The sequence below is a fragment of the Kitasatospora sp. NPDC059599 genome (assembly GCF_042735125.1).
Taxonomy (GTDB): domain Bacteria; phylum Actinomycetota; class Actinomycetes; order Streptomycetales; family Streptomycetaceae; genus Kitasatospora.
Genome location: NZ_JBHWCL010000194.1, coordinates 1 through 16721 on the forward strand (window position 1 = coordinate 1; position 16721 = coordinate 16721).

The 16721-nt window shown below is 74.9% G+C and carries 18 protein-coding genes; 13 read left to right on the forward strand and 5 right to left on the reverse strand.

Going from position 1 to position 16721, the window contains the following annotated elements; translation table 11 throughout:
* Nucleotides 1-426: C40 family peptidase (locus ACFV04_RS39585; RefSeq protein ID WP_380535874.1), on the forward strand; the 426-nt coding region annotated here is incomplete at its 5' end.
* 203 nt (nucleotides 427-629) lie between these two features.
* On the opposite strand, the gene ACFV04_RS39590 is transcribed toward ACFV04_RS39585, so the two are convergent.
* Nucleotides 630-953, reverse strand: coding sequence for a hypothetical protein (locus ACFV04_RS39590; protein ID WP_360252643.1), 324 nt, complete (start codon nucleotides 951-953; stop codon nucleotides 630-632).
* Nucleotides 954-1072: 119 nt separating this feature from the next.
* Between ACFV04_RS39590 and ACFV04_RS39595 the strand changes: the two genes are divergently transcribed.
* Nucleotides 1073-1594, forward strand: a complete 522-nt coding sequence (locus ACFV04_RS39595; RefSeq protein ID WP_380340632.1) for a GNAT family N-acetyltransferase — start codon at nucleotides 1073-1075, stop codon at nucleotides 1592-1594.
* Nucleotides 1595-1634: 40 nt separating this feature from the next.
* The gene (locus ACFV04_RS39600; RefSeq protein WP_380340635.1) at nucleotides 1635-2915 is read left to right on the forward strand and encodes a GNAT family N-acetyltransferase; all 1281 of its coding nucleotides are present in this window, start codon (nucleotides 1635-1637) and stop codon (nucleotides 2913-2915) included.
* A 298-nt stretch (nucleotides 2916-3213) separates the two neighbouring features.
* On the opposite strand, the gene ACFV04_RS39605 is transcribed toward ACFV04_RS39600, so the two are convergent.
* Nucleotides 3214-4014 (reverse strand): TetR family transcriptional regulator, encoded by an 801-nt coding sequence (locus ACFV04_RS39605; RefSeq protein WP_380340637.1) that lies wholly within the window; start codon nucleotides 4012-4014, stop codon nucleotides 3214-3216.
* A gap of 183 nt (nucleotides 4015-4197) precedes the next feature.
* On the opposite strand from ACFV04_RS39605, the gene ACFV04_RS39610 reads away from it, so the two are divergent.
* Entirely contained in the window at nucleotides 4198-4743 is a 546-nt protein-coding gene (locus ACFV04_RS39610; RefSeq protein ID WP_380340640.1) for a GNAT family N-acetyltransferase, read from the forward strand.
* Between the two features lie 91 nt (nucleotides 4744-4834).
* Here ACFV04_RS39610 and ACFV04_RS39615 read toward each other — a convergent pair whose 3' ends face one another.
* Nucleotides 4835-5314, reverse strand: coding sequence for a macro domain-containing protein (locus ACFV04_RS39615; protein ID WP_380340642.1), 480 nt, complete (start codon nucleotides 5312-5314; stop codon nucleotides 4835-4837).
* A gap of 9 nt (nucleotides 5315-5323) precedes the next feature.
* Nucleotides 5324-6721, reverse strand: a complete 1398-nt coding sequence (locus ACFV04_RS39620) for an MFS transporter (protein ID WP_380535877.1) — start codon at nucleotides 6719-6721, stop codon at nucleotides 5324-5326.
* Nucleotides 6722-6834: 113 nt separating this feature from the next.
* Here ACFV04_RS39620 and ACFV04_RS39625 point away from each other — a divergent pair, with 113 nt between their 5' ends.
* Nucleotides 6835-7815, forward strand: coding sequence for a LysR family transcriptional regulator (locus tag ACFV04_RS39625; RefSeq protein ID WP_380535879.1), 981 nt, complete (start codon nucleotides 6835-6837; stop codon nucleotides 7813-7815).
* A 175-nt stretch (nucleotides 7816-7990) separates the two neighbouring features.
* On the opposite strand, the gene ACFV04_RS39630 is transcribed toward ACFV04_RS39625, so the two are convergent.
* A complete protein-coding gene (locus ACFV04_RS39630) occupies nucleotides 7991-8602 on the reverse strand; it encodes a YceI family protein (RefSeq protein WP_380340649.1) in 612 nt (203 codons plus the stop codon).
* Nucleotides 8603-8785: 183 nt separating this feature from the next.
* Between ACFV04_RS39630 and ACFV04_RS39635 the strand changes: the two genes are divergently transcribed.
* The 8 genes from ACFV04_RS39635 (at nucleotide 8786) to ACFV04_RS39670 (ending at nucleotide 16680) form a co-directional block, all read left to right on the forward strand.
* Nucleotides 8786-12007, forward strand: a complete 3222-nt coding sequence (locus ACFV04_RS39635; RefSeq protein WP_380535881.1) for a DEAD/DEAH box helicase — start codon at nucleotides 8786-8788, stop codon at nucleotides 12005-12007.
* A complete protein-coding gene (locus ACFV04_RS39640; protein ID WP_380535883.1) occupies nucleotides 12004-12195 on the forward strand; it encodes a hypothetical protein in 192 nt (63 codons plus the stop codon). Before ACFV04_RS39635 ends, ACFV04_RS39640 begins: the two co-directional genes overlap by 4 nt.
* A gap of 33 nt (nucleotides 12196-12228) precedes the next feature.
* A complete protein-coding gene (locus tag ACFV04_RS39645; RefSeq protein ID WP_380535885.1) occupies nucleotides 12229-13164 on the forward strand; it encodes an RNA polymerase sigma-70 factor in 936 nt (311 codons plus the stop codon).
* A gap of 34 nt (nucleotides 13165-13198) precedes the next feature.
* Complete coding sequence (locus tag ACFV04_RS39650; protein ID WP_380535887.1) at nucleotides 13199-14311, forward strand: MerR family transcriptional regulator; 1113 nt, start codon at nucleotides 13199-13201, stop codon at nucleotides 14309-14311.
* Nucleotides 14312-14348: 37 nt separating this feature from the next.
* On the forward strand, nucleotides 14349-15152 hold the full coding sequence (locus ACFV04_RS39655; protein ID WP_380535888.1) for an alpha/beta fold hydrolase: 804 nt from the start codon (nucleotides 14349-14351) through the stop codon (nucleotides 15150-15152).
* Nucleotides 15153-15231: 79 nt separating this feature from the next.
* Nucleotides 15232-15639, forward strand: coding sequence for a helix-turn-helix transcriptional regulator (locus tag ACFV04_RS39660; RefSeq protein WP_360252681.1), 408 nt, complete (start codon nucleotides 15232-15234; stop codon nucleotides 15637-15639).
* A 2-nt stretch (nucleotides 15640-15641) separates the two neighbouring features.
* Nucleotides 15642-16196, forward strand: coding sequence for a hypothetical protein (locus ACFV04_RS39665; protein WP_380535890.1), 555 nt, complete (start codon nucleotides 15642-15644; stop codon nucleotides 16194-16196).
* Nucleotides 16197-16329: 133 nt separating this feature from the next.
* Nucleotides 16330-16680: a DUF2516 family protein gene (locus tag ACFV04_RS39670; RefSeq protein ID WP_350521690.1), complete on the forward strand. Its 351-nt coding sequence runs from the start codon at nucleotides 16330-16332 to the stop codon at nucleotides 16678-16680.
* The last annotated feature ends 41 nt before the right edge of the window (nucleotides 16681-16721 follow it).

A 16721-nucleotide genomic window follows, 5' to 3' on the forward strand; every position in this document is an offset into this window, starting at 1 on the left:
GCCGCGGCCAGGGCCCCCGCCGCACCGCCCGCCGTGCCGACCGAGCCGCGCCCGTGGTCCGCCGAGGGCGCGGCCGCCGCGGTCGCCTTCGCCAAGTCCAAGATCGGCCTGCCCTACGTCTGGGGCGGCGAGGGCCCGGACGGCTACGACTGCTCGGGGCTGACCATGATGGCGTGGCGCGAGGGCGGCCGGGAGCTCAACCACTTCGCCGCCGACCAGTACGCCCAGAGCTCCCGGATCGACTACCGCCGGCTGCGTCCCGGGGACCTGGTGTTCTGGACGGACACCGGGCGCGCCGCCGACATCCACCACGTCGGGCTCTACGTCGGCGACGACCAGATGATCGAGGCCCCGCGCGCGGGCATGCCGATCAAGCAGGCCAGCCTCTGGATCATGGGCACCCCGGACTTCTACGCCCGGCCGTGAGCCCGGACTGCGGTGCGGGCCGTGCCTCGGCCGGCGCCTGCTCGGGGCGCCGCCCCGGACCGTCACCGCGCTCCACCGCCGGCCGGCGAGCAGCGCCGCGACCAGGTCCACGCGGACGGCCGTCCGTTCCGGTCGGCGCAGTCGGAGCGCCCGGCCGCGATCCGGGCCCCTCGCCCACCGCCGTCCGGCGGACCGTCCGCGGGCTACCGGTCGAGCAGGGCGCCGAGCTCCTCGCGGCAGGCGCGCAGCCCCGTGCCGGTCCAGAGCCAGGCGGCGCAGAGCGGGAGCGTCAGGAGGGCGACCGCGACCGCTCCGCCGATCCGGCCGATGACCTGCGAGTCGCAGATCTCCTGAAGGTGGAAGCCGAGCGGCTCGTAGAAGGCCGGCGAGCCGCAGTCCCCGTCGACCGGGGAGAGGACCAGCCAGGCCGCCCAGAGCCAGCCGAGGACCGTCAGCCCGCCCAGCGCCTTCGCCGTCGTGCTCCGGCCCTCGTACTCCTTCAGCTTGCGGAGGTACTCGTCGTCCATGGCTCCCCCCGGGAGGTCGTCCGTACCTGAACCGCCACGAGGATGGCAGTACGGGAGCCCCCGCGCCAATGTCGGCGGTCGGCGGTAGCGTGGCCGCCCGGACCGGCTGAGGAGGCGTCATGCTGTTGCGCGATGTGCGGGCGGAGGACGACGGGGCGTACGTTCGTATGCGCTGCGACCCGTTGATGATGGCCGAGTTGGGCGGCCCGCTGCCCCGGGAACGGGTGGCGGAGCGGCTGCGCAAGGATCTGGTCGAGGTGGCGGCGGACCGCTGCTGGATCAAGATGATCGTCCCGGACGGCGCCGAGGACGGCGAGGTCGCGGGCACGGTGACGCTCTGGTCGGACGAGGAGGACGGCGCGACGGTCTCCGAGATCGGCTGGATGGTGCTGCCCGGGTACCAGGGCCGCGGGCTCGCCAAGGAGGCCGTCCGCCGGGTGCTGGACGCCGCCGCCGCGGACGGCCGCTGGGGCCCGGTGCACGCCAACCCCGGGGTCGCCAACGGCCCGTCCAACGGGATCTGCCGGGCTCTCGGCTTCCGGCTGCTCGGCGAGCGGGACCTGGACTTCGCCGACCGCGTCCTGCACACCAACCACTGGGTGGTGGTCCCCGGGGAGCACGTCGGGTCGGGCACGGAATAAATCGGGTGCCGTCGCCGGGGGGCCGCCGTACGGTGGCCCCATGGGCAACAGCACCGATCACACGGCCGTCCACACCGTCGACGGGCTCCGGGTGCGGGCGATCACCGAGGACGAGGTGGCGGCCTGGGACCGCGCGCTGGTCCTCGGATTCATGCGTCCGCACGTGAGCAGCGCGGCGGACGTACGCCGTCGGCAGTGGGAGCCGGGCCGGCTGCTGGCCGGCTTCGACGGCGACCGCCAGATCGCCACCTTCCGCAGCTACGACGCGGAGCTGACCGTCCCCGGCGGGGCCGTCATCACGGCCGACGCCATCACCCACGTCACGGTCAGCGCCACCCACCGCCGCCGTGGCCTGCTCAGCACGATGATGCGCCGGGACCTCTCGGCCGCCGCCGAGCGCGGCACGTCGGTCGCCATCCTGATCGCCGCCGAGTACACCATCTACGGCCGGTTCGGGTTCGGCCCGGCGACCCGGGGCGCCGGCTGGCGCGTCGACCTGCGCCGCGCCCGGGGCCTGCGCGAGGGACTGCCGGGCGTCCCCGGCGGCCGGATCGACTTCGTGACCATGGCGGAGCTGCGCGAGCTCGGGCCGGGCCTGCACGAGCGCTGGCGGCGCACCCAGCCGGGCGCGATCGACCGCGACGAGCTGTGGTGGCAGCGCACCAGCGGTGAGGTCCAGGTGCCGGGCTTCGACTTCAAGGAGCCGTTCGCGGCCGTCCACCGGGACGCCGACGGGACGGTCACCGGGCTGGTGGTCTACCGGGTCGACGACAAGTGGGACGGCGACTACCCCGACTGCACGCTCACCGTCCAGGAGTTCATCGCCCTCGACCTGCCGACCACGGTCGAGCTCTGGCGTTTCCTGATGTCCGTCGACTGGGTGGCCAGGATCGCGATGGGCAACGCCTCCCCGGACGACCCGCTGCCGCTGCTGCTCCAGGACCGGCGCGCGGCCACCCCGCACGAGGAGAGTTCCGACTTCACCTGGCTCCGGGTGCTGGACGTCGAGGCCGCGTTCGGCGCACGGACCTACGGTGCCCCCGGCCGGGTGGTGCTGGAGGTGGACGACAAGCTCGGCTTCGCGTCCGGCCGTTGGGCGCTGGAGGTCGCCGCGGACGGCACCGGCCGCTGCACCCGCAGCACGGACGACGCCGACCTCGCCCTCGGCGCCTCGGAGTTGGGCTCGCTCTACCTCGGCGCGGAGACGGCCTCCAGGCTGGCGGCGGCCGCCCTGGTCACCGAACTGCGCCCGGGTGCGGCCGCCGCCGCGGACCTGCTGCTGCGCACTCCGCTGCAGGCCTGGAACCCGGACAACTTCTGAACCGACCGGGTCCACCGAGGCGGCAACCCGATCGGCGAGGGCACACCCCGTGGGCCGCGTGGGACCTTGCTCGGCGTTCATGCGGCTGCGCCGACAGCGCCCGGACCGCCCGCCCTTCGAGGACTGGCGGCGCGGTCGGGAGCGGCCGGCGGGCACCCCGGGTGGCTCGATTCCCCGGAGAACCCGGTGCCGCGCCGAGGCCGAGGCCTGTCGGTGGGATCGAGCACCCCGGCGTTTCATGGCCGGGCGCTCCCGACCTCGGGAGCGCCCGGACACCTCATCCCTGGTTCAAGCCGCCCTACTTGACGGCGGTTTTCCCGATGGTGGGGAGGATGAAGTCCTGAATCAGCCCCTTGGCATCGCGGACGATCGGCCGGAACACCCGGTAGCGGGACAGGTTGATCACCCGAGCCGCCATGGGGGTGGACCGGCGGACGAATTCCCGGGTCCGCTCGGTGTCCTCGGTGCGGTCGAAGACCCAGTACAGGACGACGACCATGAGGTGCAGCCAGAGCACGTCGGGCAGCAGCTCGACCAGCTCGGCGTCCAGCTTCGGCGCCAGCTCCGAGCCCTGCAACACCTCGCGGAACAGTTCCACGGCGGTTGCCCGCGCCGGGTGCGACTCGTTGGAGAACGGGCTCAGCGAGCTGGTCGGGTCGGCGGCCGTCCGGAAGAACTGCGCGGCGAACTCGTGGTACGGCGCGGCCGTGTCGAGCCAGGACTCCAGTGCGATCTGCAGCCGCTCCGAGAAGTCCCGGGTGCCGGCCATGCGGGTCCTGGCGTCCGCCGCATGGTCGTAGGTCATTCGGTCGTAGAACCCCTGGATCAGGAATTCCTTCGCCGCAAAATAGTAGTAAGCATTGCCGACCGAGACGCCCGCCTCGGTGGCGATGGCGCGCATGGTGGTCTTCTCGTAGCCGCGCTCCTGGAACAGCCGCATGGCCGTCTCCAGGATCAGGGCTCGAGTCGCCTCACTCTTGTCGGTCTTCGGCTGCGCCCGGCCGCCGGGCAGGGGCCCGGCCTCCGCGCCGGGTGCGGCCGGGTCCTCGGCCGTACCGTTCTTGCCGTCCGTTCGGTTCGTCGCTGCCAGGTCGTCCACGGGACCGAGCCTAGCCGGAGACGAGGTTCCACCCGGTGTCGGTGTTCGTGGCACCGGATGTCCCCTCCACACCCGGTGCCACGCACACCACCCCCTGCGATTCGAACACGTTCAAAATCTTGGCAGAACTGTAGACGCTTCGGTTGAACATGTTCAACTCCATCTCTGTGGGAGGCTGGTCACATGATCAGTTCAGGCCAGGCCGTCATCCGGCGCGGTGGCCCCCGGGATTCCGGGGCCGTCGCCGAACTGCACGCTCACAGCTGGCGCACCGCCTACCGGGGGATCGTCCCGGAGGAGGCGCTCGGTGACGGGATGGCCGCCCAGCGGCGCGAGCTGTGGGAGCTGCGCCTGGACGCGGATTACGGCGGGCCGGAGAACACGCCCGAACTGTTGGTCGCCGAACGGGGCGGGGAGTTGGACGGGTTCGTCTACCTCGTCCCGCAGCCCGACGGTCGGGTGCTGATCGACAACCTGCACGTGCGCCCCGGCCTGACCGGCGGCGGCATCGGCCGCGCGCTGGTGGCCGCGGCCCGTGCCTTCGTCGCCGAGCGGCACCCCGGGGCGGAACTCTTCCTGGAGGTGCTGCGCGACAACACCCGCGCGGTCGCCTTCTACGAACGCGAGGGCGCCGTGCGGGTCCGGGCGCAGGAGGGCGTCTTCCCGGGCGGGTTCGTGCTGCCCGAGTACGTGTACGCCTGGCCGGGTCGACAGGCGCCGTCGTCGTAGGGGTCGGTCGGAGATGGTTCCGGTCCGGAACCACTCCTGGTCGGAGTCGGACCGGGCGCGGACGGGCCCGGGTGGACGTGGACGTGGTGGATCAGTCGAAGTCGTAGACGGTCACCGGCACGCCGCGCGCCGTCAGCCGGGCGGTGACCAGCGGCTCGACCTTCTCCCAGCGCCCGCCCGCCAGGCCGCAGCCGATCCGCGGCATGTGGACGGAGGCGCCGAGTTCGAGCGCGCGGTCACCCAGCGCGGCCAGCCCGGCGTCGATCGCCTCGTACCGCACCGGCACCCCGGTGGAGCGCCCGGTCCGGATGCCGCGCTGGCCGACCAGGTTGGCCACCCAGACGTACGGCGCGACCCGCACCACTTGCAGGGCGCCGAGGCCGAAGTCGTTCTTCGCCCGTTCCCGGTGCCAGCGTCGGAACGCGGCCTCGGGCTCGGGCCAGCGTCTGGAGAGCGCGAGCACGAAGCCCTTGCCCCAGCCGCCGAGGTCATTGCAGACGTGCGCGATCACCTTCACGCCCTTGCCGACGGGCGCGGTGGCATCGCCTCGGACGTAGGTGATTTCTGCCATGACCCGACGTTAGACGGAGGCACTGACAGCCCGCTCGGAATTTTCCGCCGCTGCGCCGCAAGCGCCGCTCGGTGCCGGGAAGTTCACCGATCCCGGCGCGGGTGCTGAGCCCGATCCCGACCCCGACCCCGGCGTGGCCTCCGCCCCCGCCCCCGGCCCCGGCGCCGACGACCCGCCCGCCCGCAGGTGTCGCCGCCCGGCCAGCGCGATCAGCAGCGCGACGGCGGCCGCCGAGGCGGGCAGGGCGTAGCCGGTCCCGGGGGCGGCGTGCTCGGCGACCGTCCCGGCGAGCGCCGCGCCGGCGGAGATGCCGACCACGATGCCGGACACCGCCATCGCCATGCCCTCGTTGAACTGCCGCTGCGGCAAGAGCTCCTGGACCAGCGTCATCCCGGTGACCATGGTCGGCGCGGTGGCCGTGCCGGCGGTGAACAGCACCACCCCGAGCACCCCGAGCCCGGCCCCGCCCAGCCCGGCGGCGAGCGGCAGCAGCAGGACCGCGGCCATCGCCGCCGCCCCGGTCAGGAAGCGGACGCCGGGCGCCCGGCGCGGCGTCAGCAGTCCGAACAGCAGCCCCGCCAGGCAGGATCCGGCCGCGACCAGGCCCAGCAGCGCGCCCGCCGCCGCCTTGTGTCCGAGCGCGTCGGCGTACGCCACGGTGGTGATCTCGGTCGCGCCGAAGACCATGCCGGTCGCCAGGAAGGTCAGCACGAGCACCCGCAGTCCGGGCACCCGCAGCGGGGAGCCGTGCCGCGGGCCGGCCGCCCCGGGCCCCGGCCCCGGCGCCGGGGCGGGCGGCAGCGGCGGTTCGGTGCGCCGCTGGGCGGCGAACAGCAGGGCGCCGGTGGTGCCCAGCGTGCCGGCGGTGATCAGCCCGGCCTCCGGGGCGAGCGTGGTGCACAGCAGCATGGCGAGCACCGGCCCGGCCATGAAGCAGAGTTCGTCCAGTGCCTGCTCGAAGGAGTTGGCCAGGTGCCGGGCGGCCGGGTCGTCCCGGTACAGGTGCGCCCAGCGGGAGCGGGCCATGCCGCCGAGGTTGGGGGAGGCGGCGCAGGCCGCGGAGCAGAGGTACAGCGTCCAATCCGGCGCGCCGAACCGGACGCAGAGCAGCAGGCCGGTGAGCGGGACGGCGTTGTACAGCGTGGCCGGCACCGTCACCCGCGCCTGCCCGTACCGGTCCACCAGGCGGCCGATCAGCGGCATCCCGATCGCGCCGGTGACCAGCCCGGCCGCCGAGACCGTTCCGGCCAGGCCGTACGAGCCCCGCCGCTCGGAGAGCAGCACCACCAGCGAGACGCCGGTCATCGACAGCGCGAGCCGGCCGAGCAGCCCGGCGAGCGTGAAGGCGGCGGCGCCGGGGGCCGCGAACAGCCGCCGGTAGGAGGTGGGGAAGGCGCGCGGGGGCAATCGGGCTCCTGAACGGGAAGAGGGGGGATGCCCACAGCCTCGCGGCGGTGGCAGGCGGCCGTCCAACACCTGTTCCGACGCACTGACAACACGTTGTTGTTAATCTGCCGCGCATGCCCCGTGACCTGCACCCCCGCCTGCTCCGCGGCTTCGTCGCGACCGCCGAGACCCTGCACTTCGGCCGGGCCGCCGAGCGGCTGCACATCGCCCAGCAGGCGCTGAGCCGGGACGTCCGGGCCCTGGAGGGGCTGCTCGGCGGCGCGCTCTTCACCCGCACCACCCGCAGCGTCGAGCTCACCCCGGCCGGACAGCGGCTGCTGCCCAAGGTCCGCCGGCTCCTCGCCCTGCAGGACGAGATCCTGGCCGAGGCCGGCGCCGGAGCCGTGGCCCGGCCGCTGCTGCTCGACCTCAACAGCGACGTCACCGGGCCTGACCTCACCGCCGACCGGGTGCTCGAACGGGCCCGCGCCGCCTGGCCCGAGGGCGAACTGCTGGCCCGCTTCCACGGCGGCCTGGCCGCGGCCGCCGCCGAACTGCTGGCCCACCGGCTGGACGCCTCGTTCGGCCGCTTCGCCGGGCTCCCCGCCCCGGTGCGCGGCCGACTCGTCCAGCTGCCGGTCCGGTTGGAGCGGATCTCGGTGATGATGGCGGACACCCACCCGCTGGCGGGCCGGGCGGCGCTGAGCCCCGCGGACCTGGCCGGGCACCCCGTCGACGTCTGCGCGGGCAATCCGGCCACCACGGAGTGGGCCGACCTCGGCGTCCGGCTGCTGCGCGAGCACGGCCTCACGGCGGCGGACCCGTACGTGCCGCCGGTGGGTGTGGACGAGACCGCCCGCTACCTCGCCCGGCACGGGGATCCGATGCTGACCACGGTCGGCGGGCCGAGGATCCCGGGGACGGTGAACGTGCCGCTGGTCGACCCGGTGCCGCTGAGTCTGGTCAGCCTGGTGCACCGGCCCGGCGAGCGCCATCCGGGGCTGGACGCACTGGCCGCGGCGGCGGCCGGGCTGGGGGCGGCCGAGGGCTGGCTGCGCCGTCCGCCCGGCAGCTGGCTGCCGGACGCGGACGCGGCGCTGCTCCCGGCCGGGTAGCACGGCACACGGCCGGAGCGGGGGTCCGCGGCGGGACCGGGAGCCCGGGCCCGGAACGGGAGCCCGCCGGGAAGCCGGGGCGGGCCCGGAACCGGTGGCGGTGGACGACGCCGCCCCTGCCCCGGGGGGAGGGGCAGGGGCGGGGCTCCTGGGGGCGCGGTCGGACCGTCCGGGGTCAGGCCGCCTTGACGGCGGAGATGTCGAAGCTGAGCTTGACCTTCTCGCCGATCAGGACGCCGCCGGTCTCCAGGGCGGCGTTGTAGGTCAGGCCGAAGGTGGTGCGGTCGACGACCGTCCTGCCCTCGAAGCCGACCCGCTCGGCGCCGTAGGCGTCGGTGGCGCTGCCGGTGTACTCCAGGTCCAGGACCACCGGGCGGGTGGTGTCCTTGATGGTGAGTTCGCCGGTCATCCGGTAGGTGTCGTCGTCGAGCTGCTCGGTGGAGGTGCTGCGGAAGCGGATCTCCGGGAAGGTCTCCGCGGCGAAGAAGTCGCCGGTGCGCAGGTGCTCGTCGCGCTGGGCCTGGTTGGTGTCGATGCTGGCGACCTTGATCACCAGGTCGGCCGAGGAGTTGTGCGGGGTGCTGCCGTCGAGGTGCAGCTTGCCGTCGTACTCGGTGAAGCGGCCCTTGACGTTGGTCACCATGGCGTGGCGCACCGAGAAGCCGATCTCGCTGTGCGTGGTGTCGATCGCCCAGTCGCCGGTGAGGTGGGCGAGGTCCGGACCGGCCGGGGCCTGGACGGTGGTGGTGGCGGGGACGGTGGTCTTGGTGCGGTTGAAAAGGCCCATGGCTCCTCCTCGGGTCCGAAGCCATTTGTTTAGGCTTCAACTTGTTGGCTCCAGCGTAGGGCAACTTCGTTCAACTTTCAACCACAAGCCTGGGGCTTCCCCCGGACGGCCCAGCGGACCGGCCCTGTCGGTCCTCCCCGCTAGGCTGCGAAGGACCGGATCCACCCGCCCGGAAGGCCCCCGATGTTCGTCCTGCACGCGCTCTGGCGGACGGACGGGCAGCTGGCGCTCTGGGCCGAGGACGCCCGCGCCCACCCCGGCGCCACCGAACCGCACCCCGACCGGCCCGCCCCGCACGCCCACCCGTACGCCTGCCCCGCCGACGTACTGGCCGCCGTCCTCGGCGGCATCGGCCCAGGCCTCGGCTGGCTCGCCGGTCAGGCCCCGGAGCGCTGGGCCACCCTCCTGCTGCCCACCGTCGGCACCGTCCCCGCACCCTCCCCCGACCTGCCGGTCACCCCGCCGCGCGGCGGCGCGGTGCTCACCCCCTGGCGGGTGCCGGCCCTGCTCTTCGACGCCGGGGCCGCCGCCCAGCTGCTCGGCGAGGTCTTCGACCCGCACTGGGCCGTCACCAGCACCGACCTGCCCGGCACCGGCCGGGTCGAGGTCGTCCACGGCCCCTCGCTGCGCTGGCTCACCGGGGTGCACGACCTCGCCTGGCGGACGGTCGGCCGGGGCCGCGTGCTGCCGCTGCCCGTCCTGGCCGACGGCCGCCCGCAGGCCCGCTGGCAGCCGGACCCGACGCCGTCCGCCCGCCGCGAGGCCGCCGCACTGGCGGCGGGCTGCCCGCCCGTCCTGCTGGGGGAGTGGCCGCACGGCGCCGGCACCGGGGAGGCGCTGCTGGAGGCCGCGCTGGGCGCGCTGGTGGACGCCGAGGCCCGCGCCGCCCTGGCCGACACCGCCTTCCCCGCGCCGGGGGAGGCCGTCGCCGAACACTGGCTGCGCGCGCTCACCACCCCCGACGGCCGGCTCGACGGCGTCCCGCCCGACGGTTTCGCCGAGCTGCGCCGCCGGATCGCCGCCTGGTACGCCGCGGCCGAACCCACCGACCCCGCGCTGCGCCTCTGCTTCCGCCTGGTCGAACCGCTCGGCCCCGACGCCGACGACCCCGAGGGCCGGCCCTCCGACGACGCCTGGCAGCTGGAGTTCCTGCTCCAGGCAGTGACGGAGCCTTCCCTGCTGATCCGCGCGGCCGACCTGCACGAGGGCGGCGCCGCGCACGCCGCCCTCGCCCGCAAGAGCGCCGACCCGGCCGACGTCCTGGCCGCCGAACTCGCCCGCGCGGCCCACCGCTGGCCCGCCCTGGACGGGCTACGCCACCGCGCCCGCCCGTCCGCCCTGCCGCTGGACCGGGCCGGAGCGCTGGACTTCCTGCGCACCGCCGCACCGGCGCTCGCCGAGGGCGGTTTCGGCGTGCTGCTGCCCGCCTGGTGGCGCCGCCGCCCCAGGCTCGGCCTCGCCCTGCGCGCCACCACCCCGCCGGCCCCCGGCTCGCTCGCGGTGGGCAGCCAGGTGGACCGGGACACCGTGGTCGCCTTCCGCTGGCAGGCCGCGCTCGGCCCGGACGGCGCTCCGCTCACCGAGCGGGAACTGGCCGACCTGGCCGCCGCCAAGGAGGGCCTGGTCAGGGTGCGCGGCACCTGGCTGGAGGCCGACCCGGCGCAGATCGCCGCGGCGCTCGCGTTCCTCGCCGACTGCCGCGACGGCGTGTCGGCCGCCGCCGACCTGCTGCGGCTCGCCTTCGACCCGCAGGCCACGGTCGCCGGGCTGCCGGTCACGTCCGTCCACGCGGACGGCCCGCTCGGCGACCTGCTCGCCGGGCACGCCGACGCCGCCCTCGCACCGGTGCTGCCGCCGGACTTCCGGGCGGTGCTGCGCCCCTACCAGGAGCGCGGGCTGGCCTGGCTGCGGACGATGTCCGGGCTCGGCCTGGGCGCCGTCCTGGCCGACGACATGGGCCTCGGCAAGACCGTCCAGACCCTCGCCCTGCTGGCCGTCGAGAAGGCCGAGCAGCGGCCCGAGCGGTCGGAGCAGCCCGACCGGCGCGACCAGTCGGAGCAGCCCGAGCAGCCCGAGCAGCCCGAGCAGCCGGAACGGTCGGAGGCCGGCACCGGCCCCACCCTGCTGGTCTGCCCGATGTCCCTGGTCGGCAACTGGCAGCGCGAGGCCGAACGCTTCGCCCCCGCCCTGCGGCGGTACGTCCACCACGGCGCCGGCCGCCTGGGCGCCGACCGGCTCGCCGAAGCCGTCCGGGGAGCGGACCTGGTCATCACCACCTACGGGTTGGTCCAGCGCGACCTCGCCGCCCTGCGCGCGATCCGCTGGCGCCGGGTGGTCGCCGACGAGGCCCAGCACATCAAGAACACCGGCACCGCGCAGTCCCGGGCGATCCGCGCCCTGCCCGCCGCCCGCCACCGGATCGCGCTCACCGGCACCCCGGTCGAGAACCGGCTCTCCGAGCTGCACGCCGTGCTGGACTTCGCCAACCCCGGTCTGCTGGGCCCGGCCGAGCGCTTCAAGGAGCGCTACGCGATCCCGGTCGAACTGCACCGCAGCCCCGAGCGCACCGCCGAACTCCGGCGCCGCACCGCCCCGTTCGTGCTGCGCCGGCTCAAGTCCGACCCGGCGGTGGCGGCCGAGCTGCCGGCGAAGCAGGAGATGACCGTCTGGTGCAACCTCACCGCCGAACAGGCCGGCCTCTACCAGGCCGTGGTCGCCGATCTGCTGCGCCGGGTCGAGGGGGTCCGGGGCGTGGAACGTCGCGGCACGGTGCTGGCCGCGATCGGCAAGCTCAAGCAGGTCTGCAACCACCCGGCCCAACTGCTGCACGACGGTTCGGTGGTGGGCGAGCGCTCGGGCAAGGTCGCCCGGCTGGCAGAGCTGTTGGAGGAGGCGCTGGCCGAGGGGGACCGCACGCTGGTCTTCACCCAGTACGCCGAGTTCGGCGCGATGCTCCGCCCGTACCTGGAGCGCCGGCTCGGCGCGGAGGTGCTCTACCTGCACGGCGGCCTGTCCCGGGCGCGCCGGGAGGAGCTGGTGGACTGTTTCCAGTCCCCGGACGGGCCGGGGGTGTTCCTGCTCTCGCTGCGGGCCGGCGGCACCGGTCTCAACCTGACCGCCGCCAACCAGGTGATCCACCTGGACCGTTGGTGGAACCCGGCGGTCGAGGAGCAGGCCACCGACCGCGCCTTCCGGATCGGCCAGCGCCGGGACGTCCAGGTCCGCCGACTGGTCTGCGTCGGCACCGTCGAGGAGCGGATCGACGAACTCCTCGCGGCCAAGCGCTCGTTGGCGGAGACGGTGGTGGGGGAGGGGGAGCACTGGCTCACCGACCTGCCGGGCGAGGCGCTGCGCGAACTGGTCGCCCTCACCCGGGAGGACGCCGTGGCGGAGGAGGACGCGTGACCGAGCAGCCGAACCCCGTGGTCAACGTCGCCGCATACTGGCGCGGGGACTTCACCCTGCGCCCCGCCCCGCCCGAGGAGCAGTCGGACGAGCCCTCGCTGCGCCGCCTCGGCCGCTCCGGCATCACCGTCCACGGCCGCGACCTCGCCACTCTGCTCGCCCCCGCGTACGACGTCTTCCGGGACTGAGGACCGCCGCTACCGTGCGGTAACGTCCCGGGGGTGACCGACATCCACGACACCCCGCCGACCGGCGAAGGCCCCGCCGACACCCGGCTGGCCGACTTCGAGCGGCACCGGCGGATGGTCTTCGGCATCGCCTACCGGATGCTCGGCAGCGTCGCCGACGCCGAGGACCTGGTCCAGGACACCTGGCTGCGCTGGAGCGGAGCCACCGGCCCGGTCGCCGCCCCCGGCGGCTTCCTGGCCCGGACGGTCACCAACCTCGCGCTCAACCGGCTGGACTCGGCCGCCGTCCGTCGCGAGGCCTACGTCGGCCCGTGGCTGCCCGAGCCGCTGGTCACCGGGCCGGACGCGGCCGACGGCGTCGAACGGGCCGAGACCGTCTCGCTCGCCCTGCTGGTGCTGCTGGAGAGCCTGTCCCCGCTGGAGCGGGCGGTGTTCGTCCTCAAGGAGGCCTTCGGTTTCTCCTACCGGGAGATCGCCGAGGCCCTGGACCGCACCGAGAGCGCCTGCCGCCAGGTCGGCAGCCGGGCCCGGGCGCACGTCCGCGCCGGCCGGCCACGCTTCGACGCCCCGCCCGAGCTGCGCCGCCGCGCCACCGACGAGTTCCTGGCGGCCTGCGTCGGCGGCGACATCGGCCGGATGCTCGAACTGCTCGCCCCCGACGTGACCACCTGGAGCGACGGCGGCGGGGTGATCCGGGCGGCGCTGCGGCCGGTCACCGGCGCCGAGAACGTGGCCCGCTTCGTCCTCGGCGTGCTCCGGCAGCTGGGCGAGGACGCGGCCGTCCACCCGGTCCTGGTCAACGGTGAGCCCGGCCTGCTGGTCACCGTGGACGGCGCGGTCGACTCCGTCTCGGTGCTCGACTTCGTCGCGGGGACCGACGGCACGCTCCTGGTCTCCGCGATCCGCGCCGTCCGCAACCCGCACAAGCTCGCCCACCTGGCCGCCCCCGGCGCCGCCGGGCGGGCTTGACCCTCGACCAGGTCGAGCCCGCAGGGTGACCGGCATGGAGAGCGAGCTGCACAGCATCGGCGAGCTGGCCCGCGCCAGCGGCCTCGGCGTCGGCACCCTGCGCTACTACGACGGCGCCGAGGTGCTCACCCCCGCCTGGGTCGACCCGCAGACCGGCTACCGCTGGTACCGGCCCGGTCAGCTCGCCGACGCCCGGCTGCTGGCCAGGCTGCGCCGGGTCGGCCTGCCGCTGACCGGCATCCGCGCCGTACTCGGTGCCGCCCCCGGCGGCGACACGGCCTCCCGGGTGCTCGACGCGCACCTGCGGCGGCTGGAGGACGGCCTCGTCGACGCCCGCCGCGAACTCTCCCTGATCCGCGCGATGATCGACCAGAGGGAGCAGCCGATGACCACCGGGCCCGCCGACCCCCGACGCACCGCCCCGCGCGTCACCGTCCCCGCCGGCGGCCTGGCCGCCGCGCTGGACGCGGTCCGCTTCGCGGTCTGCGAGGACCCGGAACTGCCCTCCCTCGCCGGGGTGCTGTTCGAGCCGGACGGTCCGCTGCTGCGCCTGGTGGCCACCGACCGCTACCGGATGGCCTTCGCCGAGGTGCCCGCCTCCGGCGACGTGCCGGAGCGACCGGTGGCCGGCACGATCGTCCCGACCCCGCTGGTGGACGCGCTGCGCGCCCTGCTCGGCACCGGGGCCGACGAGGTCGCGCTCACCCTCGGCGGCGGCCTGGTCCGCGCCGAAGCGGGCGGACACCGGGTCGAGGGCGCCGCCCTGGACCACGACTACCCCGACCATCGCGCCCTCTCCAGGCTCGAACCGGAACACCGGATCACCGTCCCCGCCGCCGAACTGCGCGCCGCCGTCGAGACCGGCGTCACCCGCACCCTGCCCTCCGGCCCGCACGGCGTCGACTGCGAGGTCACCGTCCTCACCCTGACCGGGGACGGCCGGCTGGCCGTCGCCGCCGACCCGGCCCCCGAGGACGTCCGACTGGCCGTCAACCGGGACTTCCTCCTCGACGCGCTCGCCGCCGGACGGCCCGAGCAGCTCGTCCTCGAACTCGGCGGCCCGATCGCCCCGCTGGCCATCCGCACCCCGGGCGGGACGGGCACCTTCTCCGTCCTGATGCCGGTCCGCCTCCCCGAACCCGCCTGACCGGCCCGTCCGGCGGGGGCTCCGGGAGGATCGCCGCATGAGCCAGTCCGCCGGTCGTCCCCCGTCCGAGGTCCACGTCCCCGCCCCCGGCGGAGGCCGGTTGTGGGCCGAGCGCGCCGGCTCCGGCAGCCCGGTGGTGCTGCTGCACGGCGCCGGCATGGACTCCCGGCTGTGGGACGCCGTCCTCCCGGAACTCGCCCGCCATCACGACGTGATCCGCTACGACGCCCGGGGCCTGGGCCGCTCCGCCGCACCGGAGCGGCCGTTCGACGACGTCGAGGACCTGCGCGCGGTGCTGGACCACTTCGGCCTGGCGCGGGCCGCGCTGGTCGGCCTGAGCATGGGCGGGGAGACCGCGCTGGACTTCGCCCTTGCCCACCCCGACCGGGTGGCCGCCCTCGGCCTGGTCGGCGCCTCGGTCAGCGGCCACGACTGGCCGCCGTCCCCGGAGACCACCGCCTACGCCGAGGCCCGCCGCCGGGGCGACGCGGCGGCACTGGCCGGTCTGGAGCTGTCCGTCTGGGCCGCCATGGGCCGGGCGGCGCCCGGCGGCGAGCTGATCGCGGCGATGGTCGAGGAGAACGCCGCCCGCCGCATCGTCAGTGAGTACTTCCTGGGCGGAGCCCCCACGCGGTCCGCCGAAGCGCGCCTGGGCGAGGTCGCCGCCCCTGCCCTGGTCGTCCACGGCGACCGGGACCACCCGGAGATCGCGGCGATCGCGCAGCGGCTGGCGGCCGGCATCCCCGGCGCCCGGGGCCACCTCGTCCCGGCCGCCGACCACTACCTCCCGCTGCGCACCCCCGAACGGCTCACCGAGTTGCTGCTCGCCCACCTGGCCTGACCGGGCCCGCCGGTCCGACACGTTTGCTCCCGCTAGCACCCTGCTTGCATTTGCAAGCAGGGTGTTGCAGGCTGTCCGCATGGCCTCCCTCAACGTCGGCTCGCTCGGCGAGTACATCCGCGAGCAGCGCCGCAGCGCGCAGTACTCCCTGCGGCAGCTGGCGGAGGCCGCCGGCGTGTCCAACCCGTACCTCAGCCAGATCGAGCGCGGGCTGCGCAAGCCGAGCGCGGAGATCCTCCAGCAGATCGCCAAGGCGCTGCGGATCTCGGCGGAGACGCTGTACGTCCAGGCCGGGATCCTGGAGGAGCGGCGGGACGAGGGCCTGGAACTGCGGGCCTCGATCCTGGCCGATCCGCTGATCAACGAGCAGCAGAAGCAGGCGCTGCTCGCGGTCTACGACGCCTTCCTCAAGGAGAACGCCGCTCCGGCCCCCGGTGCGACGACCGACGGCTCAGCCACCCAGAACACCCACCGGGAGGACCGGTAACCATGCCGATCACCGACGAGATCAAGAAGACCCTCAGCGACCCGACCCCGCTGTACGCCCTGGCCGGCGCCGGGGACCTCGCGTACGAGAAGCTGCGCGAAGTGCCGGGCAAGGTCGAGGCGCTGGCGGCGGACCGCAAGGGCACGCAGGAGAAGGCCACCGCCAGGCTCCAGGAGGCGCAGTCGCTGCTGGCCGGCGCACCGGCCAAGGTCGGCGAGGCCGTCACCGCCCTGCCCACCGACCTCAAGGTGCTGCAGGAGCGGGCCCAGGGCTTCGCGCTGCAGCAGGTCGGCCGCGCGGTCGAGCTGGCGGTGAAGGCCAAGGAGACGTACGACGAACTGGCCGAGCGCGGCAAGGTCGTGGTGGAGAAGGCCCGCCCCGCCACCCCGGCCGAGACGGCCGGGACCGTCGAGACCGTCGAACTGACGGAGCAGCCGGCCGGGTCCGAGCCCGTCGAGGCCGAGCCGGTCGCGGTCGAGCTGGCCGACGGTGTCGCCGCGCCCGCGCCGAAGAAGTCCGCCCGGGCCCGGAAGTCAGGCTCCGCCGCCGCGGAGTGACCGCGGAGTGAGCGGAGGCCCTCCGGGGAGGGCACATCCGGTGACCACGGAACGTTGACACCGGTGCGGACGGCCGCCGTGCCAGGATGGGCGGCGGTCGAAGCGCGGGAATCGAGAGACAGAGGAGATCGCGATGGTCGGAGTGCTCCAGATTCTGGCCTTTTCCTACCTGAACCCGATCTGGTGGGCGACGATCGCCATCCTGGCCTACAAGTTGTTCGCCCTGGTCGACGCGGCCACCCGCCGGGAGGACGCCTACCGGGCGGCGGACAAGAAGACCAAGGGGTTCTGGGTCGCGATCCTCGCGATCTCCTTCGGCTGGGACTTCCTGTTCGGGGTGAACTTCTTCACCGGCATCGGCACCCTGGCCGGCCTGGTCGCCTCGATCGTCTACGTGGTGGACGTCCGCCCCGCGATCAGGGCCCTGACCGGGGGCGGTGGCCGGGGCGGCCGGAGCAACACCGGCCCGTACGGTCCCTGGTAGGTCCGGCGGCGGACGACGCGACGGCCCGGGCGGGTGAACTC

Excerpts from the sequence above, each read along its gene's own strand:
- ACFV04_RS39670 (WP_350521690.1), top strand. The coding sequence starts at position 16,330 with ATGGTCGGAGTGCTCCAGATTCTGGCCTTTTCCTACCTGAACCCGATC.
- ACFV04_RS39660 (WP_360252681.1), top strand. The coding sequence starts at position 15,232 with ATGGCCTCCCTCAACGTCGGCTCGCTCGGCGAGTACATCCGCGAGCAG.
- ACFV04_RS39665 (WP_380535890.1), top strand. The coding sequence starts at position 15,642 with ATGCCGATCACCGACGAGATCAAGAAGACCCTCAGCGACCCGACCCCG.
- ACFV04_RS39650 (WP_380535887.1), top strand. The coding sequence starts at position 13,199 with ATGGAGAGCGAGCTGCACAGCATCGGCGAGCTGGCCCGCGCCAGCGGC.
- ACFV04_RS39655 (WP_380535888.1), top strand. The coding sequence starts at position 14,349 with ATGAGCCAGTCCGCCGGTCGTCCCCCGTCCGAGGTCCACGTCCCCGCC.
- ACFV04_RS39615 (WP_380340642.1), bottom strand. The coding sequence starts at position 5,314 with ATGGCAGAAATCACCTACGTCCGAGGCGATGCCACCGCGCCCGTCGGC.
- ACFV04_RS39630 (WP_380340649.1), bottom strand. The coding sequence starts at position 8,602 with ATGGGCCTTTTCAACCGCACCAAGACCACCGTCCCCGCCACCACCACC.
- ACFV04_RS39625 (WP_380535879.1), top strand. The coding sequence starts at position 6,835 with ATGCCCCGTGACCTGCACCCCCGCCTGCTCCGCGGCTTCGTCGCGACC.
- ACFV04_RS39595 (WP_380340632.1), top strand. The coding sequence starts at position 1,073 with ATGCTGTTGCGCGATGTGCGGGCGGAGGACGACGGGGCGTACGTTCGT.
- ACFV04_RS39600 (WP_380340635.1), top strand. The coding sequence starts at position 1,635 with ATGGGCAACAGCACCGATCACACGGCCGTCCACACCGTCGACGGGCTC.
- ACFV04_RS39635 (WP_380535881.1), top strand. The coding sequence starts at position 8,786 with ATGTTCGTCCTGCACGCGCTCTGGCGGACGGACGGGCAGCTGGCGCTC.
- ACFV04_RS39590 (WP_360252643.1), bottom strand. The coding sequence starts at position 953 with ATGGACGACGAGTACCTCCGCAAGCTGAAGGAGTACGAGGGCCGGAGC.
- ACFV04_RS39610 (WP_380340640.1), top strand. The coding sequence starts at position 4,198 with ATGATCAGTTCAGGCCAGGCCGTCATCCGGCGCGGTGGCCCCCGGGAT.